Annotated in this window: 24 protein-coding genes; 12 read left to right on the forward strand and 12 right to left on the reverse strand. The window is 47.5% G+C overall.

Going from position 1 to position 26,649, the window contains the following annotated elements:
• Positions 1-42 precede the first annotated feature (42 nt).
• Genes hisIE through hisG form a run of 8 tightly spaced genes read right to left on the reverse strand, consistent with a single transcriptional unit; the run spans position 43 to position 7,146 of the window.
• A complete protein-coding gene (gene hisIE / locus M3080_RS08100; RefSeq protein WP_249092650.1) occupies positions 43-666 on the reverse strand; it encodes a bifunctional phosphoribosyl-AMP cyclohydrolase/phosphoribosyl-ATP diphosphatase HisIE in 624 nt (207 codons plus the stop codon).
• Entirely contained in the window at positions 659-1,453 is a 795-nt protein-coding gene (gene hisF, locus M3080_RS08105) for an imidazole glycerol phosphate synthase subunit HisF (protein WP_249092651.1), read from the reverse strand. Before hisF ends, hisIE begins: the two co-directional genes overlap by 8 nt.
• Positions 1,423-2,187 (reverse strand): 1-(5-phosphoribosyl)-5-[(5-phosphoribosylamino)methylideneamino]imidazole-4-carboxamide isomerase, encoded by a 765-nt coding sequence (gene hisA / locus M3080_RS08110; RefSeq protein ID WP_022472624.1) that lies wholly within the window; start codon positions 2,185-2,187, stop codon positions 1,423-1,425. The genes hisF and hisA overlap by 31 nt, the downstream gene beginning before the upstream one ends.
• Positions 2,184-2,789, reverse strand: coding sequence for an imidazole glycerol phosphate synthase subunit HisH (gene hisH, locus M3080_RS08115; RefSeq protein ID WP_249092652.1), 606 nt, complete (start codon positions 2,787-2,789; stop codon positions 2,184-2,186). Before hisH ends, hisA begins: the two co-directional genes overlap by 4 nt.
• On the reverse strand, positions 2,786-3,859 hold the full coding sequence (gene hisB / locus M3080_RS08120; protein WP_249092653.1) for a bifunctional histidinol-phosphatase/imidazoleglycerol-phosphate dehydratase HisB: 1,074 nt from the start codon (positions 3,857-3,859) through the stop codon (positions 2,786-2,788). Before hisB ends, hisH begins: the two co-directional genes overlap by 4 nt.
• Complete coding sequence (gene hisC, locus M3080_RS08125) at positions 3,856-4,926, reverse strand: histidinol-phosphate transaminase (RefSeq protein WP_249092654.1); 1,071 nt, start codon at positions 4,924-4,926, stop codon at positions 3,856-3,858. Before hisC ends, hisB begins: the two co-directional genes overlap by 4 nt.
• A 3-nt stretch (positions 4,927-4,929) precedes the next feature.
• Complete coding sequence (gene hisD / locus M3080_RS08130) at positions 4,930-6,231, reverse strand: histidinol dehydrogenase (protein ID WP_249092655.1); 1,302 nt, start codon at positions 6,229-6,231, stop codon at positions 4,930-4,932.
• A 15-nt stretch (positions 6,232-6,246) separates the two neighbouring features.
• The gene (gene hisG / locus M3080_RS08135) at positions 6,247-7,146 is read right to left on the reverse strand and encodes an ATP phosphoribosyltransferase (RefSeq protein WP_249092656.1); all 900 of its coding nucleotides are present in this window, start codon (positions 7,144-7,146) and stop codon (positions 6,247-6,249) included.
• A gap of 375 nt (positions 7,147-7,521) precedes the next feature.
• Between hisG and M3080_RS08140 the strand changes: the two genes are divergently transcribed.
• Complete coding sequence (locus tag M3080_RS08140) at positions 7,522-8,373, forward strand: DMT family transporter (RefSeq protein WP_249092657.1); 852 nt, start codon at positions 7,522-7,524, stop codon at positions 8,371-8,373.
• Between the two features lie 332 nt (positions 8,374-8,705).
• Complete coding sequence (locus M3080_RS08145) at positions 8,706-9,167, forward strand: META domain-containing protein (protein ID WP_249092658.1); 462 nt, start codon at positions 8,706-8,708, stop codon at positions 9,165-9,167.
• Positions 9,168-9,215: 48 nt separating this feature from the next.
• Here M3080_RS08145 and polA read toward each other — a convergent pair whose 3' ends face one another.
• Positions 9,216-11,975, reverse strand: a complete 2,760-nt coding sequence (polA, locus tag M3080_RS08150) for a DNA polymerase I (protein ID WP_249092659.1) — start codon at positions 11,973-11,975, stop codon at positions 9,216-9,218.
• A gap of 300 nt (positions 11,976-12,275) precedes the next feature.
• On the opposite strand from polA, the gene M3080_RS08155 reads away from it, so the two are divergent.
• Together M3080_RS08155 and M3080_RS08160 are read left to right on the forward strand one after the other, a co-directional pair.
• The gene (locus tag M3080_RS08155) at positions 12,276-12,737 is read left to right on the forward strand and encodes a hypothetical protein (protein ID WP_249092660.1); all 462 of its coding nucleotides are present in this window, start codon (positions 12,276-12,278) and stop codon (positions 12,735-12,737) included.
• Positions 12,738-12,740: 3 nt separating this feature from the next.
• On the forward strand, positions 12,741-13,511 hold the full coding sequence (locus M3080_RS08160) for a BPSS1780 family membrane protein (protein WP_249092661.1): 771 nt from the start codon (positions 12,741-12,743) through the stop codon (positions 13,509-13,511).
• Positions 13,512-13,580: 69 nt separating this feature from the next.
• Here M3080_RS08160 and M3080_RS08165 read toward each other — a convergent pair whose 3' ends face one another.
• Positions 13,581-13,808 (reverse strand): sulfurtransferase TusA family protein, encoded by a 228-nt coding sequence (locus M3080_RS08165; protein WP_249092662.1) that lies wholly within the window; start codon positions 13,806-13,808, stop codon positions 13,581-13,583.
• Positions 13,809-13,810: 2 nt separating this feature from the next.
• Positions 13,811-16,432: an alanine--tRNA ligase gene (gene alaS / locus M3080_RS08170; protein WP_249092663.1), complete on the reverse strand. Its 2,622-nt coding sequence runs from the start codon at positions 16,430-16,432 to the stop codon at positions 13,811-13,813.
• 225 nt (positions 16,433-16,657) lie between these two features.
• Here alaS and M3080_RS08175 point away from each other — a divergent pair, with 225 nt between their 5' ends.
• From M3080_RS08175 to M3080_RS09325, 3 genes are all read left to right on the forward strand, one after another.
• Positions 16,658-17,092, forward strand: coding sequence for a hypothetical protein (locus M3080_RS08175; protein WP_249092664.1), 435 nt, complete (start codon positions 16,658-16,660; stop codon positions 17,090-17,092).
• A 27-nt stretch (positions 17,093-17,119) separates the two neighbouring features.
• A complete protein-coding gene (gene metC / locus M3080_RS08180) occupies positions 17,120-18,289 on the forward strand; it encodes a cystathionine beta-lyase (RefSeq protein WP_249092665.1) in 1,170 nt (389 codons plus the stop codon).
• 389 nt (positions 18,290-18,678) lie between these two features.
• Entirely contained in the window at positions 18,679-18,807 is a 129-nt protein-coding gene (locus tag M3080_RS09325; RefSeq protein ID WP_283162578.1) for a hypothetical protein, read from the forward strand.
• Between the two features lie 419 nt (positions 18,808-19,226).
• Here M3080_RS09325 and hemN read toward each other — a convergent pair whose 3' ends face one another.
• Positions 19,227-20,621, reverse strand: a complete 1,395-nt coding sequence (gene hemN / locus M3080_RS08185; protein ID WP_428982295.1) for an oxygen-independent coproporphyrinogen III oxidase — start codon at positions 20,619-20,621, stop codon at positions 19,227-19,229.
• A 206-nt stretch (positions 20,622-20,827) separates the two neighbouring features.
• On the opposite strand from hemN, the gene M3080_RS08190 reads away from it, so the two are divergent.
• From M3080_RS08190 to recN, 5 genes are all read left to right on the forward strand, one after another.
• Positions 20,828-21,586 carry a helix-turn-helix domain-containing protein gene (locus M3080_RS08190; RefSeq protein ID WP_249092666.1) on the forward strand — a complete coding sequence of 253 codons (759 nt, stop codon included), beginning with the start codon at positions 20,828-20,830 and terminating at the stop codon, positions 21,584-21,586.
• A 10-nt stretch (positions 21,587-21,596) separates the two neighbouring features.
• Positions 21,597-23,117 carry a LysM peptidoglycan-binding domain-containing protein gene (locus M3080_RS08195; RefSeq protein WP_249092667.1) on the forward strand — a complete coding sequence of 507 codons (1,521 nt, stop codon included), beginning with the start codon at positions 21,597-21,599 and terminating at the stop codon, positions 23,115-23,117.
• An 87-nt stretch (positions 23,118-23,204) separates the two neighbouring features.
• Complete coding sequence (fabI, locus tag M3080_RS08200) at positions 23,205-23,996, forward strand: enoyl-ACP reductase FabI (protein ID WP_022472642.1); 792 nt, start codon at positions 23,205-23,207, stop codon at positions 23,994-23,996.
• A 70-nt stretch (positions 23,997-24,066) separates the two neighbouring features.
• Entirely contained in the window at positions 24,067-24,957 is an 891-nt protein-coding gene (locus M3080_RS08205) for an NAD(+)/NADH kinase (RefSeq protein ID WP_249092668.1), read from the forward strand.
• Between the two features lie 7 nt (positions 24,958-24,964).
• Positions 24,965-26,641 (forward strand): DNA repair protein RecN, encoded by a 1,677-nt coding sequence (gene recN, locus M3080_RS08210; RefSeq protein WP_249092669.1) that lies wholly within the window; start codon positions 24,965-24,967, stop codon positions 26,639-26,641.
• Positions 26,642-26,649: the final 8 nt, after the last annotated feature.

Genomic DNA, 26,649 nt, shown 5'->3' on the forward strand with positions numbered 1-26,649 from the left:
GACAGATCAATAACCTGACAGAAAGCCTTTGAACTTCAATGATTATTTTTTCCTGATTTCGTGGCGCTTTTTCAAGTTTTCTGTGATGATGGCTAAATCCAAATTCTCCTGCTGCAAAAGAACCAACAGGTGATAAAGCAAATCAGAGGCCTCGTTAATCGTCTCTTCCCGGTCATGTACAGTCGCAGCCAATGCTGTTTCAACCGCTTCTTCTCCGACTTTCTGAGCGATTCTTTTTGTTCCTCTGGCATAAAGAGAAGCGGTGTAAGAGCTTTCTGGCGATGCGGTTTTCCGCTCAGCCAGAATTTTTTCAAGCCTGGCCAAGAATTCGTGAGCAGGAGCCAAATCACCAAAGCAACTCTCTTTTCCCAAATGACACGTCGGTCCTTGAGGATTCGCTAATATCAGCAGTGAATCACCGTCACAATCAAGAGCAACGTCAACAAAATCCAAGAAATTTCCGCTTGTCTCACCTTTTGTCCACAAACGATTTTTAGACCGCGACCAAAATGTGACTCTTCCCGAATTGATAGTTTTATCCAAGGCTTCACGATTCATGTATCCCAGCATTAATACTCTGCCTGAGACCGCATTTTGAATAACAGCAGGCATCAAACCATTGCCTTTTTCAAAATCCAAACGCTTTAAATCTTCATTACTAAGCATTTTTAACTCCATAGGCCTTGCGCATTTCAACGCCTTGGCTGATTAACCAGTTTTTAAGTTCTTCGATATTGAGAATATTTTTGTGAAATACCGACGCCGCCAATGCACCGTCAACTTGAGCCTCACTAAAAGCCTCTAAAAAATGTTCCCGTTTGCCGGCGCCCCCTGATGCAATTAATGGCACCTGACAAATGGCTCTAACTTTTTTCAGCTGCTCAATATCGTAGCCTTCCCGTACACCGTCTTGATTCATCATATTAAGAACGATTTCGCCGGCACCCAAAGACTGCACCTCCCGCACCCAATCGAGCGTTTTCCAACTCGTGCGTCGCGTCTTACTTTCATCACCGGTAAATTGATTGACCCAATAAGTATCGCTTTGCGAGTCGTACCACGAATCAATGCCAATCACCACGCATTGCACTCCAAACTCGTCAGCCAATTGGGTAATCAATCCGGGATTAGCCAATGCCGGCGAATTAATTGAAATTTTGTCCGCTCCCATTGAAAGGATTCTGCCGGCCTCTTCAACACTGCGAATACCACCAGCCACTGCGAAAGGAATGTCAATCACTTCTGCGACCCGTCTCACCCAATCTTTAGAAACTGTTCGTCCGTCAGAAGAGGCAGTGATGTCATAGAAAACCAATTCATCGGCCCCCTCTTCGGAGTACCGTTTAGCAAGCGAGACAATATCGCCAATGATCTCATGGTTGCGAAAACGCACGCCTTTGACAACTTGTCCATCTTTAACATCTAGACAGGGGATGATGCGTTTAGCCAACATTCAATGGCCTCCTTTACCGTAAATTTTTCTTCCAAAAGAGCACGACCAATAATGATTCCGTCCACTGCCGTTGCGGACAAGGCTCGTATGTCATCTAAAGAGCCAATGCCGCCCGATGCCTGAACGCGCAATCCCGGATAGCACTGACAAAGCCATTGATAAAGCTTGACATTACTGCCCTTTAGTAGACCGTCTTTTGCCACATCAGTACATAAGACATGTTTCAAACCGACAGACAAATAGCCCTCAATCATCTCAGCCACAGTAAAGGAAGACGCCTTCTGCCAGGCCTGAGTGACCACCCTGGGGACTGCCTTTTCATCGATTTTGCAATCAAGAGCCAAAACCAAGCGATCTGCACCAAACGATTGAAACCATCGGGAAACTGTTTGAGGATCACTAACAGCTACGGATCCCAGAACGACTCGCGCGACACCGGCATCGAGCAGCCCACGAACATCGGCTTCCGTACGTACCCCGCCTCCGGTCTGAACCGGCACTGACAGCTCCTTAACCAGATGAGCAATAAAAGCGGTCTGCCTTTTTTCAGGGTCACGCGCACCGTCTAAATCCACAATATGAAGTCTGCGGGAGCCGTCTTCAATGTAGCGACTTAATTGTTCAAGCGCATCAACACGGTAGCGAGTCTGTCTTCCGTAGTCACCCTGCTGTAACCGAACAACAGAACCATCAATCAAATCAACCGAAGCAATGATATTGTTGGCGCTTTTCATAGGTCGCCCTCAACAAAATTTCTCAGCAGTTTGAGTCCTGCCGCGCCAGAGCGCTCCGGATGAAATTGAACACCCCAAAAATTCTTTTGACGCACGGCAGCGGAAAATGTCACTCCATACTCGGTGCTCGCAATGGTGTAAGAATTCAAATTGAAGGCGTAGCTGTGAACAAAATAAAAGTACTCACCCAACTCACTGTCAAGTCCTTCAAAAAGCGGATCCTTGATAATCGGTTTAACGCGATTCCAACCCATGTGAGGTAAGGTCAGTCTTCCCACCTGAAGTTTGCCGACAGATTCCGGAATCACATTTAGCATTTTCACGCCACCTGTCTCTTCGCTCTCTGCCCCCAAAAGCTGCATTCCAAGGCAAATACCTAAAACAGGGCAACGACTTTCCGTAATGCAAGAAACCAGATCCCTTTTTTGCAACTCACGCATGGCGGCCTGCGCTGTTCCCACTCCCGGCAAAAATAATCGGGATGCGCGTTTGGCTTGAGCGGGCTCTGCTGTCACAAGCGGTTCAACACCCAGGCGCTTCACGGCCGCCAAAAGAGAGGTCAAATTGCAGCATCCAGTGTCCAAAATCACGATGTCTTTCATTGAAGTACTCCCTTTGAAGAGGGCAGTGCATTGCCTTCAATTTTTATAGCTTCCCGCAGTGCGCGGGCAAATACCTTAAAGAGACTTTCTGCTCGATGGTGATCATTGTCTCCCGTTGTCTTTAAGTGCAGGGTGCAGCCCAGTGTTTGAGACAGTGACCTAAAGAAGTGCTCAATCATTTCCGTGGACATATCCCCTACCTTCTGGTACTTAAAAGTTGCGCTATAAACCAGATAGGGTCGATTGGAAAGATCTAAGGCACATTGGGCAAGGCATTCATCCATCGGCAGCATAAAACCAAAGCGCGCAATTCCTCTTTTATCTCCGAGAGCCTGTTTTAAAGCTTCACCCAAAACCAATCCGACATCTTCAATCGTGTGATGATCGTCGACCTGGAGGTCGCCTTTGACAGAAATCTTTAGCGTGATGCCGGCATGCGTAGCAATTTGCTCGAGCATATGGTCAAAAAAGCCTATCCCGGTGCTAATTTCTGACTCCATTGAGTGATCCAAATCCACAAAAATGCGAATATCGGTTTCTTTTGTTTTACGTTCAATCTGTGCACGACGAAGTCCAAAGGAGAGTATTTTCTCGGCAATACTCGTCCAGTTCCAATTATCTCGGCTATACAAAAAAGCTTTTAAGCCCATGTTGACGGCTAATTCGACGTCACTGAGCCGATCGCCGATCACAAAGGAGCGCTCATAATCCATTTCTCCCGATTCCAAATATTTTTTCACCAGCCCCACTTTCGGTTTCCTACACTCGCACTGATCTTCGGGCTTATGCGGGCAAATCAAAACATCGCGAAAATAGATGCCTTGAGAATTTAAGATCTGAAGTAAAAGATTTTGTGGTCCTTCAAAATCCTTTTTGGGGAAACTTTCCGTGCCCAATCCATCTTGATTGGAAACCATTATGAATTCCCATCCTGCATCACGAAGTTTTTGCAATGCGGCAATGCAGTCGGGCTCCAGTACAAATTTTTCAAACCGATCCACTTGGAAATCTTCAGGCTCAGCAATGAGTGTTCCGTCTCGGTCAATAAAAAGAAATTTGGATTGACTCATGAAGCTGCCTCCTGAAGTACCTGTGTTAATTTATTGATAAACAATTTGCACTCTCCGATTGTTCCGACAGAAACTCTTAGCACGCCCTTGTCAGAGCCAGGCTCCCGAATCGCAACGCCCTTTTCCCAAAGACTTTTATAGATTCTTTCAGGTTCATCAACTTCAAAAAGCACAAAGTTTGTTTGTGACGGATAGACTGAACGGACACCGGGAATTTTGGCCAGAGACTCTTTCAAATACGTCCGATTTCCTCGAATCAGTTCTACACGTTGCCTCATCGCGGCAATACCGCCTTCAGAAAGAGCGTGCGCTGCAATGGCCGCAACAGGCTCGGGCACTGGATAAGGGGCAATGACCTTACGCAAAGCCGCTATTAAATTCTCCTGCGCCAAAATCATCCCGCAGCGTAAACCGGCCAAGGCAAAAGCTTTCGAGAGCGTTCTAATGACCGCCAGATTGGGGTATTTTTCGATTAAATCCACGATAGTGGCTTGCGGACAAAACTCAATATAAGCCTCATCAACAGCAACAATGGCGTCTTTAGCCGCCTCCAACACTCGAATGATCGCGTCGCGGCTGACCGTATTCCCCGTCGGATTATTAGGATTACACAAAAAGACCACTTTGATGTCCGGGTTTTGTGCTAACGCCTTGCATAATCCCAAAGTATCCAAACCGAGCGATTTCTTTGCCTCAACCGTCAAGACGTTAGCGCCACAGGTCTTCGCACTGATACCGTACATGCTGTAGGTCGGCAATGCGTAAAGCACGGTGTCCTTAAAAGGCGTGCAAAACGTACGGATAATTAATTCAATGCCCTCATCGGCCCCTCGGGTCACCAGCACCTCTTCGGGCTTTACGCCGGCATATTGCGCATAGCGGTTGCGAAATAAAGCCGGTTGCACTTGAGGATAACGGTTTAATGTTTCAAACCGCATCTCGTACTTGGTCGCCGTTGGGTACTCATTGGTATTAAGCCACACCGTCCCCTCTGGCGCCCCCTCGTTGGGAGATTCATAGGGGATCAATGTTCTAAGAAAAGAGGGCATTAATGAACGAATATCCATGATTTAAATTCCATTAAGTTTTTCCAAACGGATAGAAGCTGCTCGCTTGTGTGCGTCCAACTTTTCTGCCTGAGCCAATTTTTCAATCGCCGGCCCCAAGGCGCGAAGGCCTTCCTGCGTAACCTCCTGAATGGTCATACGGCGCTCAAAATCAGCCAACCCCAAACTGGAATAGGTTTTAGCGTACCCATAGGTCGGCAAGACGTGGTTGGTACCCGAAGCGTAGTCGCCGGCACTTTCCGTGGACCAATCGCCTAAAAATACCGAGCCCGCATTTCGCACTTTGTTGACGAGCTCTCTTGCATTTCGCGTTTCCAATATCAAGTGTTCAGGAGCATAGCGATTGGAGATCGTAACGCACGCATCCAAATCATCAGCCACAATAATACGGCTCATCGATAGTGCTACCTCTGCAATGGCTTTGCGAGGCAGCTGCTGCAACTGGACATCAACCTCCAGCGCGACTTTCTCTGCCAATGATTGATCAGGTGTCACCAAAACCACTTGCGAATCCTTGCCATGCTCGGCCTGAGAGAGCAAATCGGCTGCAACAAAGGCTGGATTGGCCGCCGCATCGGCAATGACCAATACCTCGGAGGGACCAGCCGGCATATCAATAGCCGCACCGTCAGCACACTCGCTCACTAAACGCTTGGCCTGCGTTACAAAAGCGTTGCCGGGGCCAAAGATTTTCATCACCTTCGGCACGCTCTGCGTACCAAAGGCCATAGCGGCAATCGCCTGAGCACCGCCGGATTGATAAATCTCTGTGACCCCACACAGTTTGGCAGCATACAAAATTTCATCGGCAATTTTAGGCGGCGACATCAAAATAATTTTGCGGCAACCGGCAATCTTGGCTGGAATCGCCAACATCATCACGGTTGAAAAAAGTGGAGCGGTACCGCCCGGCACATACAAACCCACTGAATCAATGGCGTGCGTTACTTGACGGCACGTAACCCCGGGCATCGTCTGCACCTCTACCGGTTTGAGTGCCTGAGCGCGGTGAAAAGCTTCAATATTTTTGACAGCTAACTGCATGGCCTCTTTTATGTCGTTGCACAAACGACATTCGGCCTCTTCAATTTCTTCTTCACTGACTCGAATGGTTGTAAGCGCTGTTTTATCAAATTTGGCCGCGTAGTCCCGCAGAGCATCGTCTCCTCTTGCCCGCACATCGGCCACAATGGCATCCACGATTTTGGCAATATCAGCCCCGGCCAGAACCGCAGGCCGCATTAAAAGCTCGGCTTGTTCTTTCTCCGTCAAATCATTCCAAATAACGGCTTTCATTACAGACATTTCCACTCCCCTTTCTTACTTCAACATTTTTTCAATCGGCAGAACCAAAATTGAGCTTGCGCCCAGCGCTTTGAGTTTTTCCATCGTTTCCCAAAACAGCGTCTCACGGCTCACCATGTGCATAACAATTTTTGAGTCATCATCGGCCATGGGCAAGAGCGTCGGGTGTTCTGCTCCAGGCAGCAGCCTCACAACCTCTTCAATTTTATCTTTAGGCGCGTGAAGCATGATGTACTTAGAGCCACGAGCCATGAGAATGCCGTCGATGCGGGCCAAGATCATGTCCATCAATGCACGTTTTTGATCTGAAAACTCACCCTTGCGTTCAATGAGGCAAGCTTTTGAGCGAAAAACCGTTTGCACTTCTTTTAAACCATTGGCTTCCAGGGTGGCGCCGGTTGAGATTTGGTCGCAAATGGCATCAGCCAGTCCTGCGCGCGGCGCGATTTCCACAGAACCCGTCAAGATACAGGTTTTAAATTTCACGCCTTGCTCACGCATCCACCTGCCTAAAAGATTCGGAAAAGAGGTCGCAATGCGAAGTCCTTCTAAATCGGATACACCTTTCCAGGGTTTATCTAACGGAATAGCGATACCCAAACGGCACTCTCCGAAATCAAGGCGGCGGCTCACGGTATAGGCAGCTTCCCGGCCCAAAGCTTCGCGGGCAAGCTTTGTTTCTTCCAAAACACCTTCCCCGACAATACCCATGTCAACCGTGCCATCCATGACAAGTCCTGGAATATCGTCATCTCTCACTAACAGCACTTCTACGGGGAAATTTTCCGCAATGGCAATTAAACGCTGAGCTCTAACGCGAACCCTCAGCCCTGCCTGCTCCAAAAGATCTAAAGAATCGTCAGACAGGCGTCCGGACTTTTGAAGCGCAATACGTAAACGAGAATTTTCAGGCATCGTTTTTCCTTTCCAAAAATCATCTGTCGACCTTTTTGAACCGGAAAACGAAGGACGTAATAAAAAGCCCCCGAAATTCTTTCGGAGGCGTCTTTATGAAAATGGATTTTATTTTTGTTGCCACCGAAAGATTTCTTTTCGTCTTCCGGCGCAAACCTCATCACTCGCCAGAGACTACTCAAGCGAATGTTGATGATGGTTAAGGGCAACAAATAAATATTTCATGTCAGTTCCTATTGAACGATTTTTATTTTTGCACTTTTTTTGCCGACTTGCCTACGTAAAACAATCTATATCGATCAATTTTTTAATCAGAAAAATAACTTTAAAATTCGTTTTTTTGAATCAAGTTTGTCAATAATGAAATCGCTTTGGATGTTGTCGGCCTCCTTTTTCTTTTCATTGATGGCCGTTTTTGTGAAGATGGGAGCCGAAGATTTCGGTACCTTTGAATTGATTTTCTACCGCTCGCTTGCTGGCGTCATTTTGCTCTACAGCTTTATCCGCGCCCGCGGCTACACCATTCGAACGCCGTACCTTTTCGGACACTTTAAGCGAAGCTTTATCGGTACATTCTCAATGTCCCTGTGGTTTCTGTCGCTGACAATGTTGCCTGTTGGCACCTCAATGACTCTCAATTACACCTCGCCTCTTTTTATGTCCTCATTCATGGTTGTTTTCTTATTAATGAGAAAAGAGCCGATGCCGTGGGGATTGTTGGGCTGCATTCTGCTTGGCTTCTGCGGAGTCGTATTGGTTCTTCGTCCCTCTTTTTCTTCAGGGGAAATGCTGGGCGCATTTTTAGCGTTGAGTTCAGGATTTTTAGGCAGTGTCGCCTATTGGCAAATTAAAGAGTTGGGACAACTTAAAGAGCCATCTTGGCGCATTGTTTTTTATTTCACCGTGTTTGGTACGGTCTACGGTTTATTAGGTAACTTTTTTATTGAAGGCGGCCTTTCACCGATCACTTCCGATAACGTGATCTACTTAATTGGCATGGCACTGTGCGCCACGCTTGCACAATGCTCCCTGACATTAGCTTTTGGCCAAGGCAATGTGCTATTGAGCTCTTGTCTGCAATTTTCTGCCATCATCATGGCCGAGCTCATGGGTTGGTTCTTCTTTAACGATGAACTGTCGCTTGTTACTGAAATCGGCATCCTTGTGATTATGGTCGCCGGGGTCACTGCCACCATGCTGACAAAGCGCCAGAATACAAAAGCTTAACAATATGCAAATTTTACAGGCCTGTTAAAAATATTTAACACCTTGTTTTTAATAGATATTTTTGAGAAATTAGCTTTCCAATGCCTTCGCTCTGAAATATTTAGTTGCGAGCGAATACATTTTGAATCGGTATTCGAAACCCAGGACCTGTAAAGTTAGAGTCGTGAGAGACAAGCAGAGCTGGTCCTCCGGAACAAGAGAAGAGAGAGTTTGGCTAGGGCTTTAAAAAATCCCTAGCCTTTTTTTTGAAGTTGGCAACAAGATGCAACAAAACTGGAGTCTCTGCAACGTTTCAGCTACGATCTCAACTGAGTTTTAAAGGAAAGGTCATTATGCAAAAATCTTTCATCGCCCTTTTAGGAGCATGTGTCATGGCATTAACAGGATGCACGGAAAAAAGCCCTGCCGACGATTTGGCTGGAGAAGCTGCTAAAAATCTTCAAGGTACATCCTGGCAGCTTGTGAGCTCAGAACCGAGTGCTAAAGACGAAGCGAACTGTGAAAACTTACCACCCGTCATGGACTTTTTGGATGACTCCAAAGTGGCAGGCAATTTAGGCTGCAATCTTTTCAATACAACCTACACACAAGAAGGTAAGAAATTCTCCTTCGCCCCTGCTGCCACCACGCGCAGAATGTGTTCACCTGATGCGATGAAGCTTGAAGGTAAGCTTCTCAATATGTTGCAAGCCACGCGTTACCTGACGCAAAACGAAAAAGGTTTGATGTTCTGGGATGAAAACGGAAAACTCTTGGCTCAATATGAACCGGAAAAAGCCGGTCAATGCCAATAGTTTTTAAGAAATTTTGAAAAAGGCCTTCTGTTTTCGAAGGCCTTTTTCTTAGTGAGCGGATTCCCAGCTGTCCCCGCTGCCGACTTCCGCAATGAGAGGAACAGCTAATTGAGCAACTCCTTGCATTAATTTCGGCAATGCCTCTTTCACTTTTTCCAACTCTTCTTGCGGCACTTCCAACACCAATTCATCGTGGACTTGCAAAACCAGCAGTGTCTTTAGTCCGTTGTCTTCAATCCAACGCTCAACGGCAATCATGGCTTTTTTAATCAAATCAGCGGCCGTTCCCTGCATCGGCGCATTAATAGCCGCCCGCTCTGCCGCTGCTCGCACCGGCGCCCTGGAGCTCGTAATGTCAGGCAACCACAGTCGTCTGCCAAAAGCCGTTTGAACAAACCCCTGCTCATGAGCCAGGGCTCGGGTTTTCTCCATGTAGGCTTTCACTCCCGGGTATCGTGCAAAATAGCGGTCAATGTAATTTCTTGCCGCCTGAGGCTCAATTCCTAAATTTTGAGCTAAACCAAAAGCGCTCATCCCGTAGATCAATCCGAAATTGATCACCTTGGCTGTACGTCTTTGATCAGGTGTGACCTTATCGAGAGTAACACCAAACACTTCGGCCGCTGTCGCACGGTGAATGTCCAATCCCTTGTGGAAAGCATCCAATAAACCCGCATCAGCCGACAAATGGGCCATGATGCGCAACTCAATCTGAGAATAGTCCGCCGAAACGATAACGCTTCCTGTTGGCGCCACAAAGGCTTCTCGGACGCGTCTGCCTTCTGTGGTTCGCACAGGAATATTTTGCAAATTGGGATCACTCGATGCCAAACGTCCTGTCACGGCAGTGGTTTGACCGAATGTGGTGTGAACCCGACCGGTTTTCGGGAAAATCATCAACGGTAACTTATCCGTGTAAGTACTCTTTAATTTGCTTAGACGACGGTATTCCAAAATGGCTTTGGGTAACGGATAGTCAAGAGCCAATTGCTGAAGGACATCTTCATTGGTACTGTAACCGCCCGTTGCTGTTTTCTTAGTCTTAGGAGGGACGGGAATCTGCAAAACTTCGAAAAGAATATGAGACAGTTGTTTGGGACTTGCAACATTAAATTGTTGCCCAGCCATCTCCCAGCACTTTGCCTCCAGTTTCACAATCTCATCACCCAAAGCGTCGCTTTGCGCCCCTAAACGCATGGAGTCAATCAAAACGCCGTTTCTTTCCATCTCGAAAAGAACATTTTGCGTGGGCAACTCAATCGTCTCGTAAATTGATTTAAGTCCTGCGTCACCATCCACCCTTGCGCGCATCAACACAAAAAGTTGAGCAATGGAACGGGCCCTTTGCGTGCAAAACTGAGCGGCGGCTTCTGTATCAATCTGTTCACACTTAAGTTGCTTAACCCCCTTACCGATTAAGTCTTCCAAAGCGGGCACATCCGTTTTGAGCCAGCGAAGCGCTAAATTGGCTAATTCATGCTTCATGTGCGCTTCAATCACGTAGCTCAACAGTGTGACATCTTCCGTATGCGTGTTAAGCGCGATCCCCATGTTGGCAAGCGCATGACGAGCATATTTGCATTGCTGACTCACCTTGGGCTTGTCGGATGCAAACCACTGCCCCAAAATGTTGGTGACGTCTTTTGCCTCAAGCGCATCCGTTTTATTCGCAGCAAACGAAACGTAAACATTTTCCTCACCAAACGAAAAACCGATGCCGCTTACTTTTGCATGCATCCCATCAGAGGGATCACACAAAAGACTGAAAGCCACCATGGCATCTGTGTTTTGCAATTGCTCGGCTAATGCTTTAAGTTCATCGACGGAATGAATGATCTTCAGTTCAACCTCTTCACGGCTCACGGTTTTTACTTCCGGTTCAGCCGGAATACTGGAAAATAAATCCGCTGTCGTATCAACGATCACCGGTTTTGGTTTTTGCGGCATTCGTTTTTCAACAGCCTTTTTACTTTGCTGCATTTCCCAACGGGCGTAAAAACCGGATAAAAATTCGGTGTCCTCGTCTTTAAAGGTCAATGAACAAACATCAGCATTTTGAACGTAATCAGATAAATCGGCATCAGTCTTAATCGTCACCAAAGCGCGAGCAGTAGGTAAGAAAGACACGCCCTCTCGAAGATACTCTCCTGCCTTGCCTTTTACTTCATCGGCTCGACGGATAATCTCATCCAATCCACCGAAATCGTTGATCCATTTAGCAGCAGTCTTTGGGCCGCACTTTGTAATACCCGGAACATTATCAATTGCATCACCCATTAAAGAGAGATAATCAATAATTCGATCAGGCGCAACACCAAACTTGTTCTTTACCCCTTCCACATCCAAAATCTGGCGCGTCATGGTGTTGAGAATAAACACGTTGTCAGTGACTAACTGACTCATGTCTTTGTCACCTGTGGCAATGAAGACCTTGAATCCTTTCGCTTCGGCTTGTTTGGCCAAAGTACCGATAACGTCATCGGCTTCAATGCCAGGCACTTGTAAAAAAGGCCAGCCTTGCGCTTTTACCATTGAGAAAATCGGTTCAACCTGACAGGCTAAGTCATCAGGCATTGGAGGACGATTAGCTTTGTATTGGTCGTAAATTTTGTCTCTAAAGGTGCCGCCGTGCGCATCAAAAACACAGGCCGCGTAATCCGGTTTTATCATGGAGCGAATCATCTTGAGCATATTGGCAAAACCCTTGATCGCTCCTGTAGGTTCGCCCGCGCTTGTTCTCAAATCCGGCAAGCCGTGGAAAGCTCGATAAAGAAAATTAGAACCGTCAACCAATAAAACCGTTTTCATAATCGCAGAAAAAACAAGACAAATAAGTTTTGATTGTAGAGAAAGCTAAGGAATTTTCCTGGCAACTTCATACTAGTTTTTTTGTTTTAGTCACTTAGACAACAATTTAGGCAACGCTACAGAAAAAAATCACCTTTGTGATCATAACTTATGCAAGAGCTGAAATTTTTATTTTGCAATAATTCTTTTGTACTTCTTCTTTCAAACTAAACAAATTAACTTCAAATTTTTTCTCCTTCGGTACAATCCAACACCTATAATCAAAGTAGAAACCGAATAAAAATAATTCGAGAGTAAGTTATGAAAAAAACACTTTTAGTCTCTGCCCTTGCCGCTTTAACACTGGGTTCTGCAGCTTTGTCTCCCGCCATCGCTGCTCCGATCAGTGCACCGCCCCAAATCAGTGAAGCCGATGCTCAAACGGCCAAAGACCAGGTGAAGGCTCCTCGCCGTGCAACAAGTTACGACAAAATTTCAGAAAAAGCGCGTCAATATGATGTCAATCCTGACTTAGCGCCAACGGATGCTGACTACGCCAAAGCTCGCAAAGACCGCGAAGAAGGCAAAGTCACTCGCCGTTCCCAGCGCACAGAAATTGAAGAAGTTCGCGATCAAAACAACCGCATCACAGAATACGTTGTGACGCCCGGTAGCACACAAATTCCTTATACGGTTGAAAACCGCTCTGACCGCCCCAGTACAAACCCCGGTCACAGCAAAGACACGCTCGGAACACCTAAGTTCATCAATTTCGGGTTCTAAAGCATGCAAGGTCACATTGCGAGTTTTTCCTCGCCGATTAAGTGGCTCCGTCAGGGCCTGAGCGCCATCCGCCAGGCCCCTTTCGGTATGGTGAGTATTTGTATTTTCTACGTTTTCACCATGTCGGTTTTGGGAGCATTGCCGATGTTTGGCCTCGTTGTCGCTGCTTTTTTTATGCCTTTCGGAACAATGCTCATCATAGAAGGAACTCGAGAGGCCTACGAAGGCAGACAACCGTCGTATGGTGTTTTGGTTGAACTTTTTAAGGATCCGTTTAAACGCTCCCGACTGATGAGAGTCGGAGTGATTTATGCGGCTTTTCTGTTAGTCGCCAATTACCTCTACATTTTTATGGCTGTTGATGAGGTCAGTCAGTGGCAAGTGGTTGACGGCAGACTCAACTGGGATTCTGTTTATGCCAATTTCCCGTGGTCAGCAGCCGTTGTCACCGTTATCATCTACGCATTAGGACAGATGGCGACCTGGTTTGCGCCCGCCTTGGTTACTTGGAAAAACATGGCGGTTGGGAAAGCTATTTTTTATTCCTTCTTCGGCTGCTTAAGAAATTGGCTCGCTATCGTGGTGTTGCTCATTCTCATTTTCGGCTTCACAGTGCTTTGTGCCTTAGCAGTCATTTTTATCACTGAATCTTTAGGTATCGGCGATCTTTCAATCTTTGTTCTCATGCCGATTGCATTTTTCTTGACTACCGTCGCCTATGGCACGATCTGGCCCATGTGGGTTGATATTTTTGGCGATGTTAATGCCGATTAGTCATTCTTAAGTAGAAAAAACTCGACGAAGGATAAAAACCAACGTCGAGTTTTTTTTAGAGTACAACGACTATTTGTGCTCGATATAGTGATGCCACTCACCGTTCACTTCGTCCTGCGAAAGGATTTTGTGTCCGGTCTGCGAGGCAAATTGAGCTAAGTCGGCGACACTTGCCGGATCGGTTGCCAAAACCATCAGCACCTCACCGGTTTGCATCTTGGCCAAAGCCTTTTTCGTTTTAAGCACCGGCATGGGGCACTTTGTGCCCCTTGTATCGATTTGCTCGTCAAAATGCATGGTTACTTGCCTTGCAGAAAACCTTCAACCGAGGCTAACGCTTCATTGAGGCCTTCTGCCTTCGGAGCGCCCGCCATAGCTAAATCGGGTTTTCCACCGCCTTTGCCGCCCATCTTGGAGGCAACAAATCCGGCCAATTCACCAGCCTTCACACGAGAGGTAAGCGACTTAGCCACACCAGCCACAATCTGCACCTTACCGTCGTTTACGCTCGCCAACACCACAATGGCTTCACCCAATTGATCGCGCAAACCTTCTGCCATTGAGCGTAAAGCCTTGGCTTCAATGCCTTCGACCTTAGTAACAAGGAGCTTGTAGCCATTAAAGTCCTTGGCAGAAGAAACCAACGTGGTTGCCGTCATTTGGGCAATCTTTTCTTTCAGGCGTGTCACTTCTTTTTCAAGGCTCTTAACCGTATCAAAAACGGCGTGGGCCTTGTCAGTCACCACATCAACCGGAGACTTCAAAGCAGCGCACACTTCGTGAATCGTATTTTCTTCTTTACGTGTAAAAGCCACAACGTTCATGCCGGTTGTCACTTCCACACGACGAATACCCGCAGCAATCGCCGATTCACTTAAGACCTTGAAGGAACCGATATCGCCCGTACGGTCAACATGAGTACCACCGCAAAGTTCACAAGAAGGACCAATCTTAACCACGCGGACAGTCGCACCATACTTTTCACCGAAAAGCATCATCGCGCCCGTCTTCTTAGCCTCTTCAATCGGCATTTCCTGAACACAGACTTCAGTATTAGCCAAGATTTCACGGTTAACGATATCTTCCACTGCGTGGATTTGATCCACAGTCATGGCTTCCGTATGAGTGAAGTCAAAACGCGTCACATCGGGACCAACCCAAGAACCACGCTGTTGAACGTGATCACCCAATACTTCACGCAATGCGTACTGGAGCAAGTGAGCAACCGAGTGGTTGCGGCGGATGCTTGCACGACGTTCGGCGTCAATTGCAACATCAAACACGTCACCCACTTTCACATGGCCTTCTTCCACATGGGCGTGATGGCCGGTTACCTTTGCCTTAATCTTTTGCGTATCAATCACACGAACAATAGTCGTGTCATTTTTCATAACACCGGTGTCACCGACTTGACCACCGCTTTCACCATAAAACGGCGTGGAATCCAAAACCACAACGCAGTCATCGCCTGCCGGCACTTCTTCAACCTGCTCACCATCAAGGTAAAGGGCAATGACCTTAGCAGCCTTGCCTTCGGTTTCCGTATAACCGGTAAAGGCCGTATCCGGACCATTGTATTCAAGGCCTGCGGCCATCTTAAATTTAGCGCTGGCGCGAGCCTTGTCGCGTTGCTCTTGCATGGCGGCGTCAAAACCATCCATGTCCACCGTCATATCACGTTCACGGCAGACGTCTGCCGTTAAATCAACCGGGAAACCGTAGGTATCGTGAAGCTTAAAGGCGACCTGACCATCCAAAACGCCGTTCTTCGTCTCAGCAATGGCATCTTCGAGCATTTGCATGCCTTGGGAGAGCGTCTGAGCAAAACGTTCTTCTTCTTTGGCAAGAATCGTCTTAATTTTCGGATTCTTGATTTCAGGATAGGCTTCACCCATTTCTGTGACCACGGCATCCACCAATCCGGCAAAGAAGGGTTTGCGCGCACCGAGCTTATAGCCGTGACGGATAGCGCGACGGCAAATACGGCGAAGCACATAAGCGCGACCTTCGTTGCCCGGCAAAATACCATCAGCAACAGAGAACGTGCAGGCGCGAATATGGTCGGCGATCACCTTCAAAGAGGGACTTTCGGGATCCACATCGGTGGCACCGGCTTCTTCAACGGCTTTCTTTGCCGCTGCCAGCAAATTCTTAAAGAGGTCAATTTCATAGTTGCTGTGAACGTGCTGCAGCACAGCAGCGATACGTTCAAGACCCATGCCTGTATCCACGGAAGGCTTCGGCAGTTTGTGCATCACACCGTTTTCGTCACGGTTAAATTGCATGAACACCAGGTTCCAAATTTCGATATAACGGTCACCGTCTTCGTCTGGGCTTCCCGGAGGGCCGCCTTGAACTTCTTCACCGTGGTCGTAAAAAATTTCTGAGCAAGGACCGCAAGGACCGGTATCACCCATCATCCAGAAATTATCCGACATGTAGCGAGCGCCCTTATTGTCACCGATACGAACAATGCGTTCAGCGGGCACTCCCACTTCTTTATTCCAAATGTCATAAGCTTCGTCATCTTCAGCGTAGACCGTGACCCAGAGCTTTTCAGCCGGAAGATGAAAGTGCTGTGTCAAGAGCTCCCAAGCAAATTTGATTGCATCGTGCTTGAAGTAGTCACCGAAACTGAAGTTACCCAACATTTCGAAGAAGGTGTGGTGACGAGCGGTATAGCCAACATTATCCAAGTCGTTGTGTTTACCGCCTGCGCGGATACACTTTTGAGCGGTCGTTGCACGGGTGTAAGGACGCTTGTCAAAGCCCAAGAACACGTCCTTAAATTGATTCATACCTGCATTGGTAAACAACAGTGTCGGGTCATTGCCCGGCACCACAGGGCTGGAATGCACAATCGTATGACCTTTGCTTTCGTAGAACTTCAAAAAGGTCTCGCGAATTTGCGAAGTCTTCATAATCAGTCTCTTTTCATAAAAAATGGTTTTCCCAAGCTTTTTTCAAATCTTAGGAGCGAATTTGTTAATTTTAGTCATTTTTACACTAGCTGGGGACAATATCACTGAATCCATGCATTCGACCAAGGCACTAACAATCTTTTTGGCAACAATTTCAAACAGTCCTTTTTTCGTTTCAAGCCTATGATATTACTGATGAGGGAAACTTAACCCAAGGAAGTCAATATGAGCGTTACTAGACGATTATTTATAGCTTCCGCTTTAGGTTTAGCTTTTCTTGGCTCCAAGGCTTTTGCCGAAGAGAAAAGTCCGCTTGGCGAATTTCTCTCCAATGTCAAAGACAAGGCAATGAAAGACTTCATGGAGCGTCACGATAAGGATGGTCGTTGGGACGGAAAGTATTACTACGATCGCGAAAACAACAAACGCTATACGCGCGACGAATGGCGCAAGGAATTAGAGTGGCGTTATAAGGAAGAGAAAGCCGGACGTGATTGGCGAAAAGAGCGCTATGGGAAGGGGCCGCGCGAGAAGGACGAAGACAAAAAGCGTAAGGATCGGGATGAAAAGAAACGCCCGCCCAAACCCGATAAGGATAAGAAACCGCCTCGCCCTAAAAAGGGCCATCGTCCGGACCGTCGAGAAAAAGATAGACGTTAAATTAATTTTTTAACAGGAGTTTATCTGGTGCGAGAAGAGACACTTTTGGTCCATGCCGGTCGGCATATTTCCGATGATTACGATTTTGTTAATCCGCCGGTTATCCGAGCATCGACAGTGTTGCATAAGTCTGCCGAAGACATGATGAATCGTGCTATGCACGAGCGGGACATGATTGAGGACAAAATTCCTTATGGAACATATGGCACTCCGACTCACCATGCTTTCTACAAAGCGCTTTGCGCGCTTGAAGGTAAGAATGCCGCCGGGGCTTGGGCCTTCCCGTCAGGGCTTGCGGCTTGCACCATTCCTCTTCTCGCTTTTTTAAAGGCTGGCGATCACGCGCTTTTAATCGATACCATTTATGGACCGACTCGAGAGTTTGCCGAAGAAGTATTGCGTCGAATGGGGGTGGAAGTTGAATTTTTCGCGCCTTCAGTCGGTGCTGATATCGCTTCACTTTTTAAGGCCAATACCGCCCTTGTCATGCTAGAAACCCCGGGCTCCCATACGTTTGAAATGCCCGATGTGCCTGCCATTGCCAAAGCCTGCCAAGAAAAAGGAGTCATCAGTGTTATTGATAACACCTGGGCGACTCCTCTTTTCTTTAAACCCCTTGACGTTGGCGTTGACGTTGTCATTCATGCGGCGACCAAATACATTGGCGGTCACTCCGACTTGACGATGGGCGTTGTCATCTGCAATGCCAAAACCTGGCCTCAAGCCTATCGTACTTTTGTACAAACCGGACAAACAACCGGTTGTGATGACATTTACCTGGCATACAGAGGGCTTCACTCAATGGCTGTCCGTGTTAAAGCGGCCGCTCAGAGCACAAAACAAATTATTGACTGGCTTTTACAAAGAGAAGAAGTTGAACGTGTTTTGTGGCCTGCCCTGCCGACGGACCCATCGTACCCAATCTGGAAGCGTGACTTCTCCGGAGCCACTTCACTTTTCGGAGTTGTATTTAAGGAGCGTTACGCCAATAAGCTTGCCCCTATGATTGATGCTCTCAAAATTTTTGGTCGAGGCTACTCATGGGGCGGATTTGAAAGTCTTCTGATTCAAAGCTATGGAACTCGGAACCAGACACCTATGCCATTTGAGCGGATGGTTCGGATTGCGGTTGGCTTAGAAAATCCGGTTGATCTGATTGAAGACTTAAATCAAGCTTTTAATCAACTACCACACTAACAAAGTTGTCCGACCGCTCAGCAGAAATGAGGCGTTAAGCAATGTTTTGTTTGACGCCTTTTTTAATTATCAATCTTAGAATACGTTCATTTTATTTATAAATATAGTCAATTATTTCAGTTATTTAAGCTAGATAGCATTGATTGATAGCAAAAATCAACATCAAAAAAAGAGCCATATCTAATTTATTTTTGATAAAATACCGCTCGTCACGAAGTGGGATTGTTTGGCTATCTCACCTCAGCCCTGAAATCTTTGCGCCCAACCTTTCATGTTGACGCGTCTAAAAAGGATTGCGGCGAAAGCCGTAGGGGTCTCCAGAAATGGAGTGTAGAAACGACAAAGCCCAGCGGCTAACTGGGCTAAGTCTTTTAACATGAGGTAAAGTTATGCCTGACTTTAAAACCTCGTGCACGTTGATTATGACACAAATCAGTGTGTCTTTCACGGGTGATTTTAGACTTGATCTAATGCTCGTGTCAGCCATTGTTTGGGGCATGATCCGCACGAAACGTTAAAACGTTGGGGCTACTTTCTGAAAAAGGAGTAGCCCTTGTGCGTTTTTAAACATTTTTAAAATTTTTTTAGCTTTGGTCAGCTTTCTTTGGTTAACTCACCTCGGCCTGAAACCTTGCCGCCGAATCTTTCAATTTCTGCGCGCAAAAAAGATTACGGCGAAAGCCGTAGGGGCCCACGTAAGTGGTTTAGAAACGACAAAGCCAGTGCGCGAACACTGGCTAAGTCTTTTTACATGAGGTGAAGTTATGCTCGACTCTCAAACCTCGTGCACCTTGGTTATGACACAAATCAGTGTGTCTTTCACGGGCGATTTTAGACTTGATCTAATGCTCGTGTCGGCCATTGTTTGGGTCATGATCCGCACGAAACGTCAACACGTTAGGGCTAACTTCTTAAAAGGAAGTAGCCCTCATGCATTTTAAGCGATTTTTGAATAACCGCCTGCTCGATCAGATTCGCGAAGATAACGGTCAAATTGCATGGCGACCGCTCTGACGAAAATCTTACCTTTAGGACTTACAACAATTTCTTCCGGTGTTAGTTCAACAAAGCCCACCTTTTGATAGTTTTGTAATTTCCTAAGTTCGTAGGCAAACGTTTCATCAAAATTAATCCCAAAGCGAGCTTCAATTTCTGCCTTAACGATCCTAAATTGACACATGATGGTCATAATGACGGCGTGGCGAAGCTGATCCTCATCACTTAATTTGTAACCACGGTTTGTCGCTAAACGTCCGGAACGAATGGCTTCATAATAGGCCGGCAATTCACGGGGATTGCAGGCATAGCAGTGATGTACATTGCTAATAGCGGAGACACCCAAAGCCATCATGTCACAATCGGGACGAGTTGAATAGCCTTGGAAGTTACGTTGCAACTTGCCTTGCTGCTGGGCAATGGCTAATTCATCAGTTACCTTGGCGAAGTGGTCCATCCCGATGTAACGATAGCCATTTTGCGTCAGCCGTGTGATGGCATCCATCATGATGTGAACCTTTTCAACCGTACCCGGCAAATCTGCATCTAGGATGCGACGCTGCGGCGGGAAATGATTCGGCAGGTGTGCATAGTGATAAAGGGCTATCCGGTCAGGCGAAAGTTCCAACACTTGATCAAGCGTTTTTTCAAAACTTTTTCTCGTCTGCTTCGGCAACCCGTAAATCAAATCCATGTTGATGGAATGAAAACCCGCTTCACGCGCAGCTTGCATCGTATCGCGAGTCATCTCAAAGGGTTGAATGCGATTGACAGCTTTTTGCACGTCCGGATTAAAATCTTGCACCCCGCAGCTCATACGGTTCAAACCTACTTTAGCGAGTGTCTGGACTTTCTCCGGCGGACAAGTCCTGGGATCAACCTCAATAGAGAATTCCCCTCCCTCTTCCAACGGGAAACGACTGGTGATCAAATCCATCAGCCGTTCAATTTCCTCATTATTGAGGAAGGTGGGCGAGCCTCCACCGAAGTGAAGTTGGCTGACCGTTGTCTTGCCGCTGATTTTTCCCTTGACCAATTCAATTTCTTTGTCGAGAACATCCAAATACTCGGCACTTTTGCTATGGTCACGCGTCACTTGCTTATTGCATCCGCAATAAAAGCAAATGTCATTGCAAAATGGAATGTGCACGTACAAGGAGAGTGGTTTATCCGCCTCACGATTAGCGAGAGCTTCTTCGTAATCGTCCGTTGTAAAGTTTTTGTTAAAACGGTCTGCGGTTGGGTAAGACGTGTAGCGAGGAGCCGGAACATCAAACTTTTGCAACAACTCAATGGACGGCAATTCCACGCCGGTTAAATTCGGATCAGTCAACATGGGATAACACCTAAAGTTCACCAATTTGATTTAAGTTAAAGTTCTGTTATCATTTCACAATCTGATTTTGACGAAAGTCAAAAGTAAAAATGACAGCAGTGACATTGCTGACATTGTGCACAGGAATTATTACCGCAAGCTGAAAGCGGCCGTCCAATTGTCCAGTCACTGTCTGCGGGTGTTAAAACATTTTTGATTGGCATTTCATGTCGACTTTGTCTCCGAATCTTTCATCCGTGCCCTCTCTCAGGGTCAATTGTTCTCACTGTAATCTTCGGGAACATTGTGTTCCTCTCGGATTGTCGTTACGTGACATTGACCGCTTGGAAGATCTGATCGCATCTCGTAAGCGCATTCATAGAGGTGAGCCGCTGTTTCGGGCCGGTGACCGTTTTGAAGCTATTTACGCTATCCGTCTGGGCTTTTTAAAAAGTTCTGTAATGAGTAGCGACGGCCGAGAACAAGTGACCAACTTCCACATGTCCGGAGAATTGATCGGTTTAGACGGCATCGCCAATGAAGTGCATTCGTGCGATGTCATCGCTCTGGAAGATACCGAAGTCTGTGTCATCCCGTACGAAAGAATTCTTGCTGCCTGCAGCGAAATTGAAGATTACAATCTGCACTTTCAAAAAGTGCTTTCCCGTGAAATCGTTCGTCAACACGGCCTTATGCTCCTTTTGGGATCCATGCACGCCGAAGAACGACTTGCGGCATTCCTTTTAAACCTCTCTCAACGTTTTGAATCCCGCGGCTACTCCCGAACTGAATTTGTGCTCCGTATGACCCGTGCCGAAATCGGCTCTTATCTCGGACTCAAATTGGAAACGGTAAGCCGTGTTTTGTCACGCTTCTCGCACGATAAACTCATTGAAGTGAACCAAAAACACGTCCACATCATTGACGCCGACGGGTTGCGCGCCATCGTTTCGGGACAAAATCCCGAACCGACAGAAGAAGAGTAAGAGGTTTTCTTTGATCGCTTTCAAGCACCTGGCCGTCATCATAGCGGGGCTCGGATGGTCTCTGAGCGCCGCGGCTTCCGATTTTGTGGACTTGCTAGGTGACATCACTATTGAAAACGACGAATTCGTTCGTTCTGTTGAACTGCGTGAGGCTCAACGCACACGAATCAATCCCGATGACACCATTTGGGTAACCATTCGCCGCGGCTTTGGTTTATCGGACTTACCCGAAGCGGTTGTCGATAAGGAGCTGGAACGCTACACTAAAGCGCTCCCCTATACCGAGCAAATGGCTTTCCGCGCTCGGATGTATTTGTATTTTATTGTCTCGGAAACTCAGAAAAGAGCAATGCCGACAGAGTTGGCTCTTTTGCCCTTTGTAGAAAGTGCATTTCAGCCCGAGGCGCTTTCACGCTCCAAAGCGGCAGGACTTTGGCAGTTTCTCCCTTCTACAGGTGATATCTTTGATTTAAGACAGTCAAGCTGGCGAGATGACAGACTTGATGTTGTAGAAAGTACGCGTGCAGCACTTGACTACCTACAATACCTTCACAATCAATTTGAAGATTGGCACCTGGCTCTTGCTGCCTACAATTGTGGCGAAGGTTATATCCGCCGAGCGGTTGCCGCCAACAAAGCCAAAGGCAAACCCACCGATTTTATGAGTTTGCCTCTTCCGACAGAAACTTCTCGCTACGTGCCCAAACTCCTAGCCATTAAGAAACTCATCCAAGAACCCGAGCGGTATGGATTAAAGTTACCCGCCATCGCCAACGAACCGTACTTTGTGCGTGTCAATAAAAACCGGGATCTTGATTTGGAAACGGCCGCTCAATTGGCCGAAACCGATTTGCAGGAATTCAGACTTCTGAATCCGAGTTTTAACCGACCGGTGGTTGTCGCCGCGCATCAAGGCTCTATTTTGATTCCGGCTGCCAAAGCTGACGCCTTTGTTTCCAACCTGATTAATTGGCAGGCAACCGGCAAACCGCTTTCCAATTGGTCCACGCATACGGTAAAAAAAGGCGAGACACTGAAAACCATAGCCAAACGTTACGGCATGACTGAAGATGAAGTGCGCGCAGCCAATAAGATCCCGAAAAATCGTCGTGTTCAGGTCGGCAGCACCATTCTTGTTAAAGATGCTCATGCCAGTCAGGACATTCAGGTCGCAGAAGCCGACTCCGCCATGCGCCTCGTTCCACTGCCCACCACTCGACGCATTACGTATCGAGTACGAAGCGGAGATACCTTATCGGGCATTGCCTCACGCTTTGGTGTTAAGGCTGCGGACATTCGCAAACAAAACCGACTCAAAAGCAACACAATCAAGGTGGGCCAAAGATTGCGCCTGACCGTTCGTGAAGTACAGCGTGCCGGTCTTCGGAAGACGGCCTATCGCGTCAAGCGCGGCGATACGCTCTACACGATCGCCCAACGCCATCGCACCAGCGTAAGCGCCATCATGGACGAAAATCGTCTTCAAACAAAAAACCTCAAACCCGGTCAGCGTTTAGTCATCCCTCATTAATGCTAAACCTTGGCCCTTAACTTCAAAGTTTTTAGCGCTTTAGCTAAAATCCAATCCGTTATCCATTGTTAAAAAAGTGAGGATCAAATGGGTTTTCTTCAAGGTAAAAAGATTCTGATCACGGGTATTGTTTCCAACCGCTCTATTGCCTACGGCATTGCCAAGTGCTGCCACCGTGAAGGCGCGGAACTCGCTTTCTCGTACGCCAACGAACGCTTCAAAGATCGCGTAGCCGGTTTTGCCGCCGATTTCGGCAGTGACTTTGTACTGCAAATGGACGTCTCCAGTGACGAACAAATCGATAACGCTTTCGCACAAATTAAAGAACGTTGGGGCGCCTTGGACGGTCTGGTTCACTCAATCGGCTTTGCTCCGCGTGAAGCCATTGCCGGTGACTTCCTTGAAGGCTGCACGCGTGATGCTTTTAAAACAGCCATGGATATTTCCGCTTACTCTTTCCCGGCAATCGCCCGAGCCGCTTTACCCTTGATGCAAGGCCGCGCCGGTTCTCTTTTGACCCTCACGTACCTGGGCGGCGAACGAGTGGTTCCCAACTACAACACCATGGGCCTTTGCAAAGCTGCGCTTGAAGCCAGCACTCGCTACATTGCCAGCAGCGTCGGCCCCAAGGGCATCCGCGCTAACGCCATTTCTGCCGGCCCGATTAAGACTTTGGCGGCTTCGGGTATTCAAGGTTTCTCTAAGATGCTTTACCATATGGAAGCCAATGCTCCTCTTCGTCGCACGGTAACGACTGAAGAAGTGGGCAATGTCGCTGCCTTCTTGCTTTCCGATTTGGCAAGCGCCGTCACGGGCGAAGTCGTCCACGTTGACGCCGGTTTCCACAGTGTTGCAATCGGCGCAGAAGCCGAAGAATAATTTCTTTATTAAAAAGGTCGGACCGAAAGTGTATTTTCCTTTCGGTCTGTCGCTTTAAAGGCCCTGAAAAGTGAAATCGTTTAAGACCGCCGCAGTCTTTGCCAAGCGAACGGAACCGATGGGTGAGGCATTAAAAAAGCTTCTTACCATTTTGCGTGCAGAAAACGTCCAATACTTGCTTGAAGAGAGTACGGCAGAGCATCTCCCTGGAACTCAAGGTGTCAGCCTTGATGAGTTAGGCTCTAAAGCTGACGTGATCATTATGTTAGGCGGAGACGGAACAACGCTTGGCATCGCCCGGCGTATGGCCCGCTTCAAGCTTCCCATCATTGCCATCAATGCCGGCCGTCTTGGTTTTATCACTGATTTTTCCCTTGAGGAAATGGATAAAGACTTGCCGCCTTTGCTTCGGGGTGAATATGAAGTCGATACTCGCTCAATGCTTCACATCCGTGTCTATCGCAAGGGCGAAATCGTCTTTAACGCCACGGCTGTAAACGATGCAGGTATCACACACGGTCGAGCGGGCTCTATGGTGGAATTTAACGTCTGGGTAGATGGCCATCCCATGGCCACTCAACGGGCTGACGGCATCATCGTTGCCTCTGCCACGGGTTCTACTGCCTACGCAATGGCCGCCGGCGGCCCGATTCTGCATCCGGCCTTAAACGCCATGGTTCTTGTACCGGTCGCCCCCCACGCCCTAACCAATCGTCCGATTGTCCTTCCCGGTTCTAGTATCGTGGATATCAGTCTGATTGAGGCAAGGGAAGCATCAGCTTATTGCGATATGCAGGATTTTTTCCCGATGCAAAAGGGCGACGTTCTCCGAGTCAGAACTTTGCCTGAAAGTTTCACTATTTTGCATCCGATCGGACACAATCATTACGACACACTGCGTCGAAAACTGTATTGGAATCTGATGCCTTCGGCCAACGCTTCGCTGCCCATCAAGGATTAGCCTTATCATGCTTTTGCACCTTTCACTTAAAGACTTTGTCATCGTCAAAGAGCTCTCTTTGGATTTATCGACTGGGCTGACGGTTCTTACCGGTGAAACTGGTGCCGGCAAATCCATATTGATTGATGCGTTACAGCTGATTTTAGGTGGCAGAGCCGATAGCGGTGTTATTCGTGAAGGGGCCAAACAAACAGACCTCACGGCCATTTTTGAAGTCAATGACGAGGTGTTTGCTCACCTTCGTGATTTTGCACTAACCACAGAAGATGATCTGTTGGAAAAAACCGCCATTATTCGACGTGTCATTGACCGCAACGGCCGCTCTCGCTCTTGGATAAACGGCGTGGCCGTCACCGCCTCCCAAGTTAAAGAGATTGCCGCCCAACTTCTTGATATTCATGGACAAAACGCCCAGCAATCGTTATTGAAAACCTCGGGACAGTTAGCATTGCTAGATGCCTATGGCGGCTATGGAAAAGAACTGGCTGAAACAAAGGTTGCTTTTGCCACGTGGCAAGACGCTCAAAAACGCCTCTCTCAAGCTAAAGAAGACGCGAAAAAATTATCTGATGAGGCTGACCGTTTGGCCTGGATACATGAGGAACTTTCTCAAATCAACCCTCAAAAGGGCGAATGGGAAGAACTCAATGCAGAGCACAAACGCCTGGGTAACGCGCATGACATTTTAGAAGCGCTCGATGCAGCCAAAAGTGAACTGTCTGAAAACGACGAAAGTGCCCTTTCGCTTTTAGGGCAACACACGGAACAATTGCAATCCCTTTCTCAATACGATGAGAAGTTAGGCGAAATTGCCAATCAATTGTCTGAAGCTCAGGCCATTTTAGAAGATGCGGTTCGTGAACTTGAACGCTATTCAGATCGAACGGATTTGGATGAGAGCCGTTTTGAAGAAGTTGATGAGCGAGTCTCCCTTTACTTTAATGCGGCTCGGAAATTCCATACCCTGCCGGAAGCCCTTTTTGAAAAATACGAAGAAACAGGCCAAAAGCTTAAAGCCCTGCAGCAAAATCTTGACTTAGAAGCGTTAGAGAAAGAAGAGGAAAAGGCGCGCCAGACTTTTATGCAAGCCGCCAAAGGACTGTCCAAGAAGCGCCGCCAAGCCGCAAAGACGCTTTCTGTGGCTGTAACAGATGCCATGCAAATGCTCTCGATGACAGGCGGCCGATTTGAAGCCTCTCTTAATGAATGCGAACCTTATTCGCTTGGCGTTGAAAAGTGTGAATTCTTGGTTGCCGGTCACACGGGTGTGGCCGCTCGAGCCCTTTCCAAAGTCGCTTCCGGCGGTGAGTTATCCCGTATCAGTCTGGCCATCTCAGTGATCACATCAAAATCCACCCCTGTGGATACTTTGATTTTTGACGAAGTTGATGCCGGCATCGGCGGTGCGGTTGCTGACGTGGTTGGAAAACTTCTTAAAAAGCTCTCTTTTGAGCGTCAAGTGATGTGCGTCACCCATTTACCGCAAGTGGCCTGTTACGGGAAAAATCACTTAAAGGTACAGAAGTCTCAGGAAGATGACACAACGGTGAGCCGTTTGCGTGAATTAAACGATGATCAACGAGTTGAAGAACTGGCTCGTATGTTAGCCGGGGCCGATATCACTGAAAAGGCTCGAGCTAATGCTCGGGAACTTATAGAAAACGCCCGAGCCTACAAAGGCTAAGGCGTTTG

The organism is Parasutterella secunda, from assembly GCF_023336895.1.
GTDB lineage: Bacteria > Pseudomonadota > Gammaproteobacteria > Burkholderiales > Burkholderiaceae_F > Aphodousia > Aphodousia faecalis.

Coding starts and splice junctions, on each gene's coding strand:
- hisIE (WP_249092650.1), bottom strand. CDS start 666: ATGCTTAGTAATGAAGATTTAAAGCGTTTGGATTTTGAAAAAGGCAAT.
- hisF (WP_249092651.1), bottom strand. CDS start 1,453: ATGTTGGCTAAACGCATCATCCCCTGTCTAGATGTTAAAGATGGACAA.
- hisA (WP_022472624.1), bottom strand. CDS start 2,187: ATGAAAAGCGCCAACAATATCATTGCTTCGGTTGATTTGATTGATGGT.
- hisH (WP_249092652.1), bottom strand. CDS start 2,789: ATGAAAGACATCGTGATTTTGGACACTGGATGCTGCAATTTGACCTCT.
- hisB (WP_249092653.1), bottom strand. CDS start 3,859: ATGAGTCAATCCAAATTTCTTTTTATTGACCGAGACGGAACACTCATT.
- hisC (WP_249092654.1), bottom strand. CDS start 4,926: ATGGATATTCGTTCATTAATGCCCTCTTTTCTTAGAACATTGATCCCC.
- hisD (WP_249092655.1), bottom strand. CDS start 6,231: ATGTCTGTAATGAAAGCCGTTATTTGGAATGATTTGACGGAGAAAGAA.
- hisG (WP_249092656.1), bottom strand. CDS start 7,146: ATGCCTGAAAATTCTCGTTTACGTATTGCGCTTCAAAAGTCCGGACGC.
- M3080_RS08140 (WP_249092657.1), top strand. CDS start 7,522: ATGTTGTCGGCCTCCTTTTTCTTTTCATTGATGGCCGTTTTTGTGAAG.
- M3080_RS08145 (WP_249092658.1), top strand. CDS start 8,706: ATGCAAAAATCTTTCATCGCCCTTTTAGGAGCATGTGTCATGGCATTA.
- polA (WP_249092659.1), bottom strand. CDS start 11,975: ATGAAAACGGTTTTATTGGTTGACGGTTCTAATTTTCTTTATCGAGCT.
- M3080_RS08155 (WP_249092660.1), top strand. CDS start 12,276: ATGAAAAAAACACTTTTAGTCTCTGCCCTTGCCGCTTTAACACTGGGT.
- M3080_RS08160 (WP_249092661.1), top strand. CDS start 12,741: ATGCAAGGTCACATTGCGAGTTTTTCCTCGCCGATTAAGTGGCTCCGT.
- M3080_RS08165 (WP_249092662.1), bottom strand. CDS start 13,808: ATGCATTTTGACGAGCAAATCGATACAAGGGGCACAAAGTGCCCCATG.
- alaS (WP_249092663.1), bottom strand. CDS start 16,432: ATGAAGACTTCGCAAATTCGCGAGACCTTTTTGAAGTTCTACGAAAGC.
- M3080_RS08175 (WP_249092664.1), top strand. CDS start 16,658: ATGAGCGTTACTAGACGATTATTTATAGCTTCCGCTTTAGGTTTAGCT.
- M3080_RS09325 (WP_283162578.1), top strand. CDS start 18,679: ATGCCTGACTTTAAAACCTCGTGCACGTTGATTATGACACAAATCAGT.
- hemN (WP_428982295.1), bottom strand. CDS start 20,621: ATGTTGACTGATCCGAATTTAACCGGCGTGGAATTGCCGTCCATTGAG.
- M3080_RS08190 (WP_249092666.1), top strand. CDS start 20,828: ATGTCGACTTTGTCTCCGAATCTTTCATCCGTGCCCTCTCTCAGGGTC.
- fabI (WP_022472642.1), top strand. CDS start 23,205: ATGGGTTTTCTTCAAGGTAAAAAGATTCTGATCACGGGTATTGTTTCC.
- recN (WP_249092669.1), top strand. CDS start 24,965: ATGCTTTTGCACCTTTCACTTAAAGACTTTGTCATCGTCAAAGAGCTC.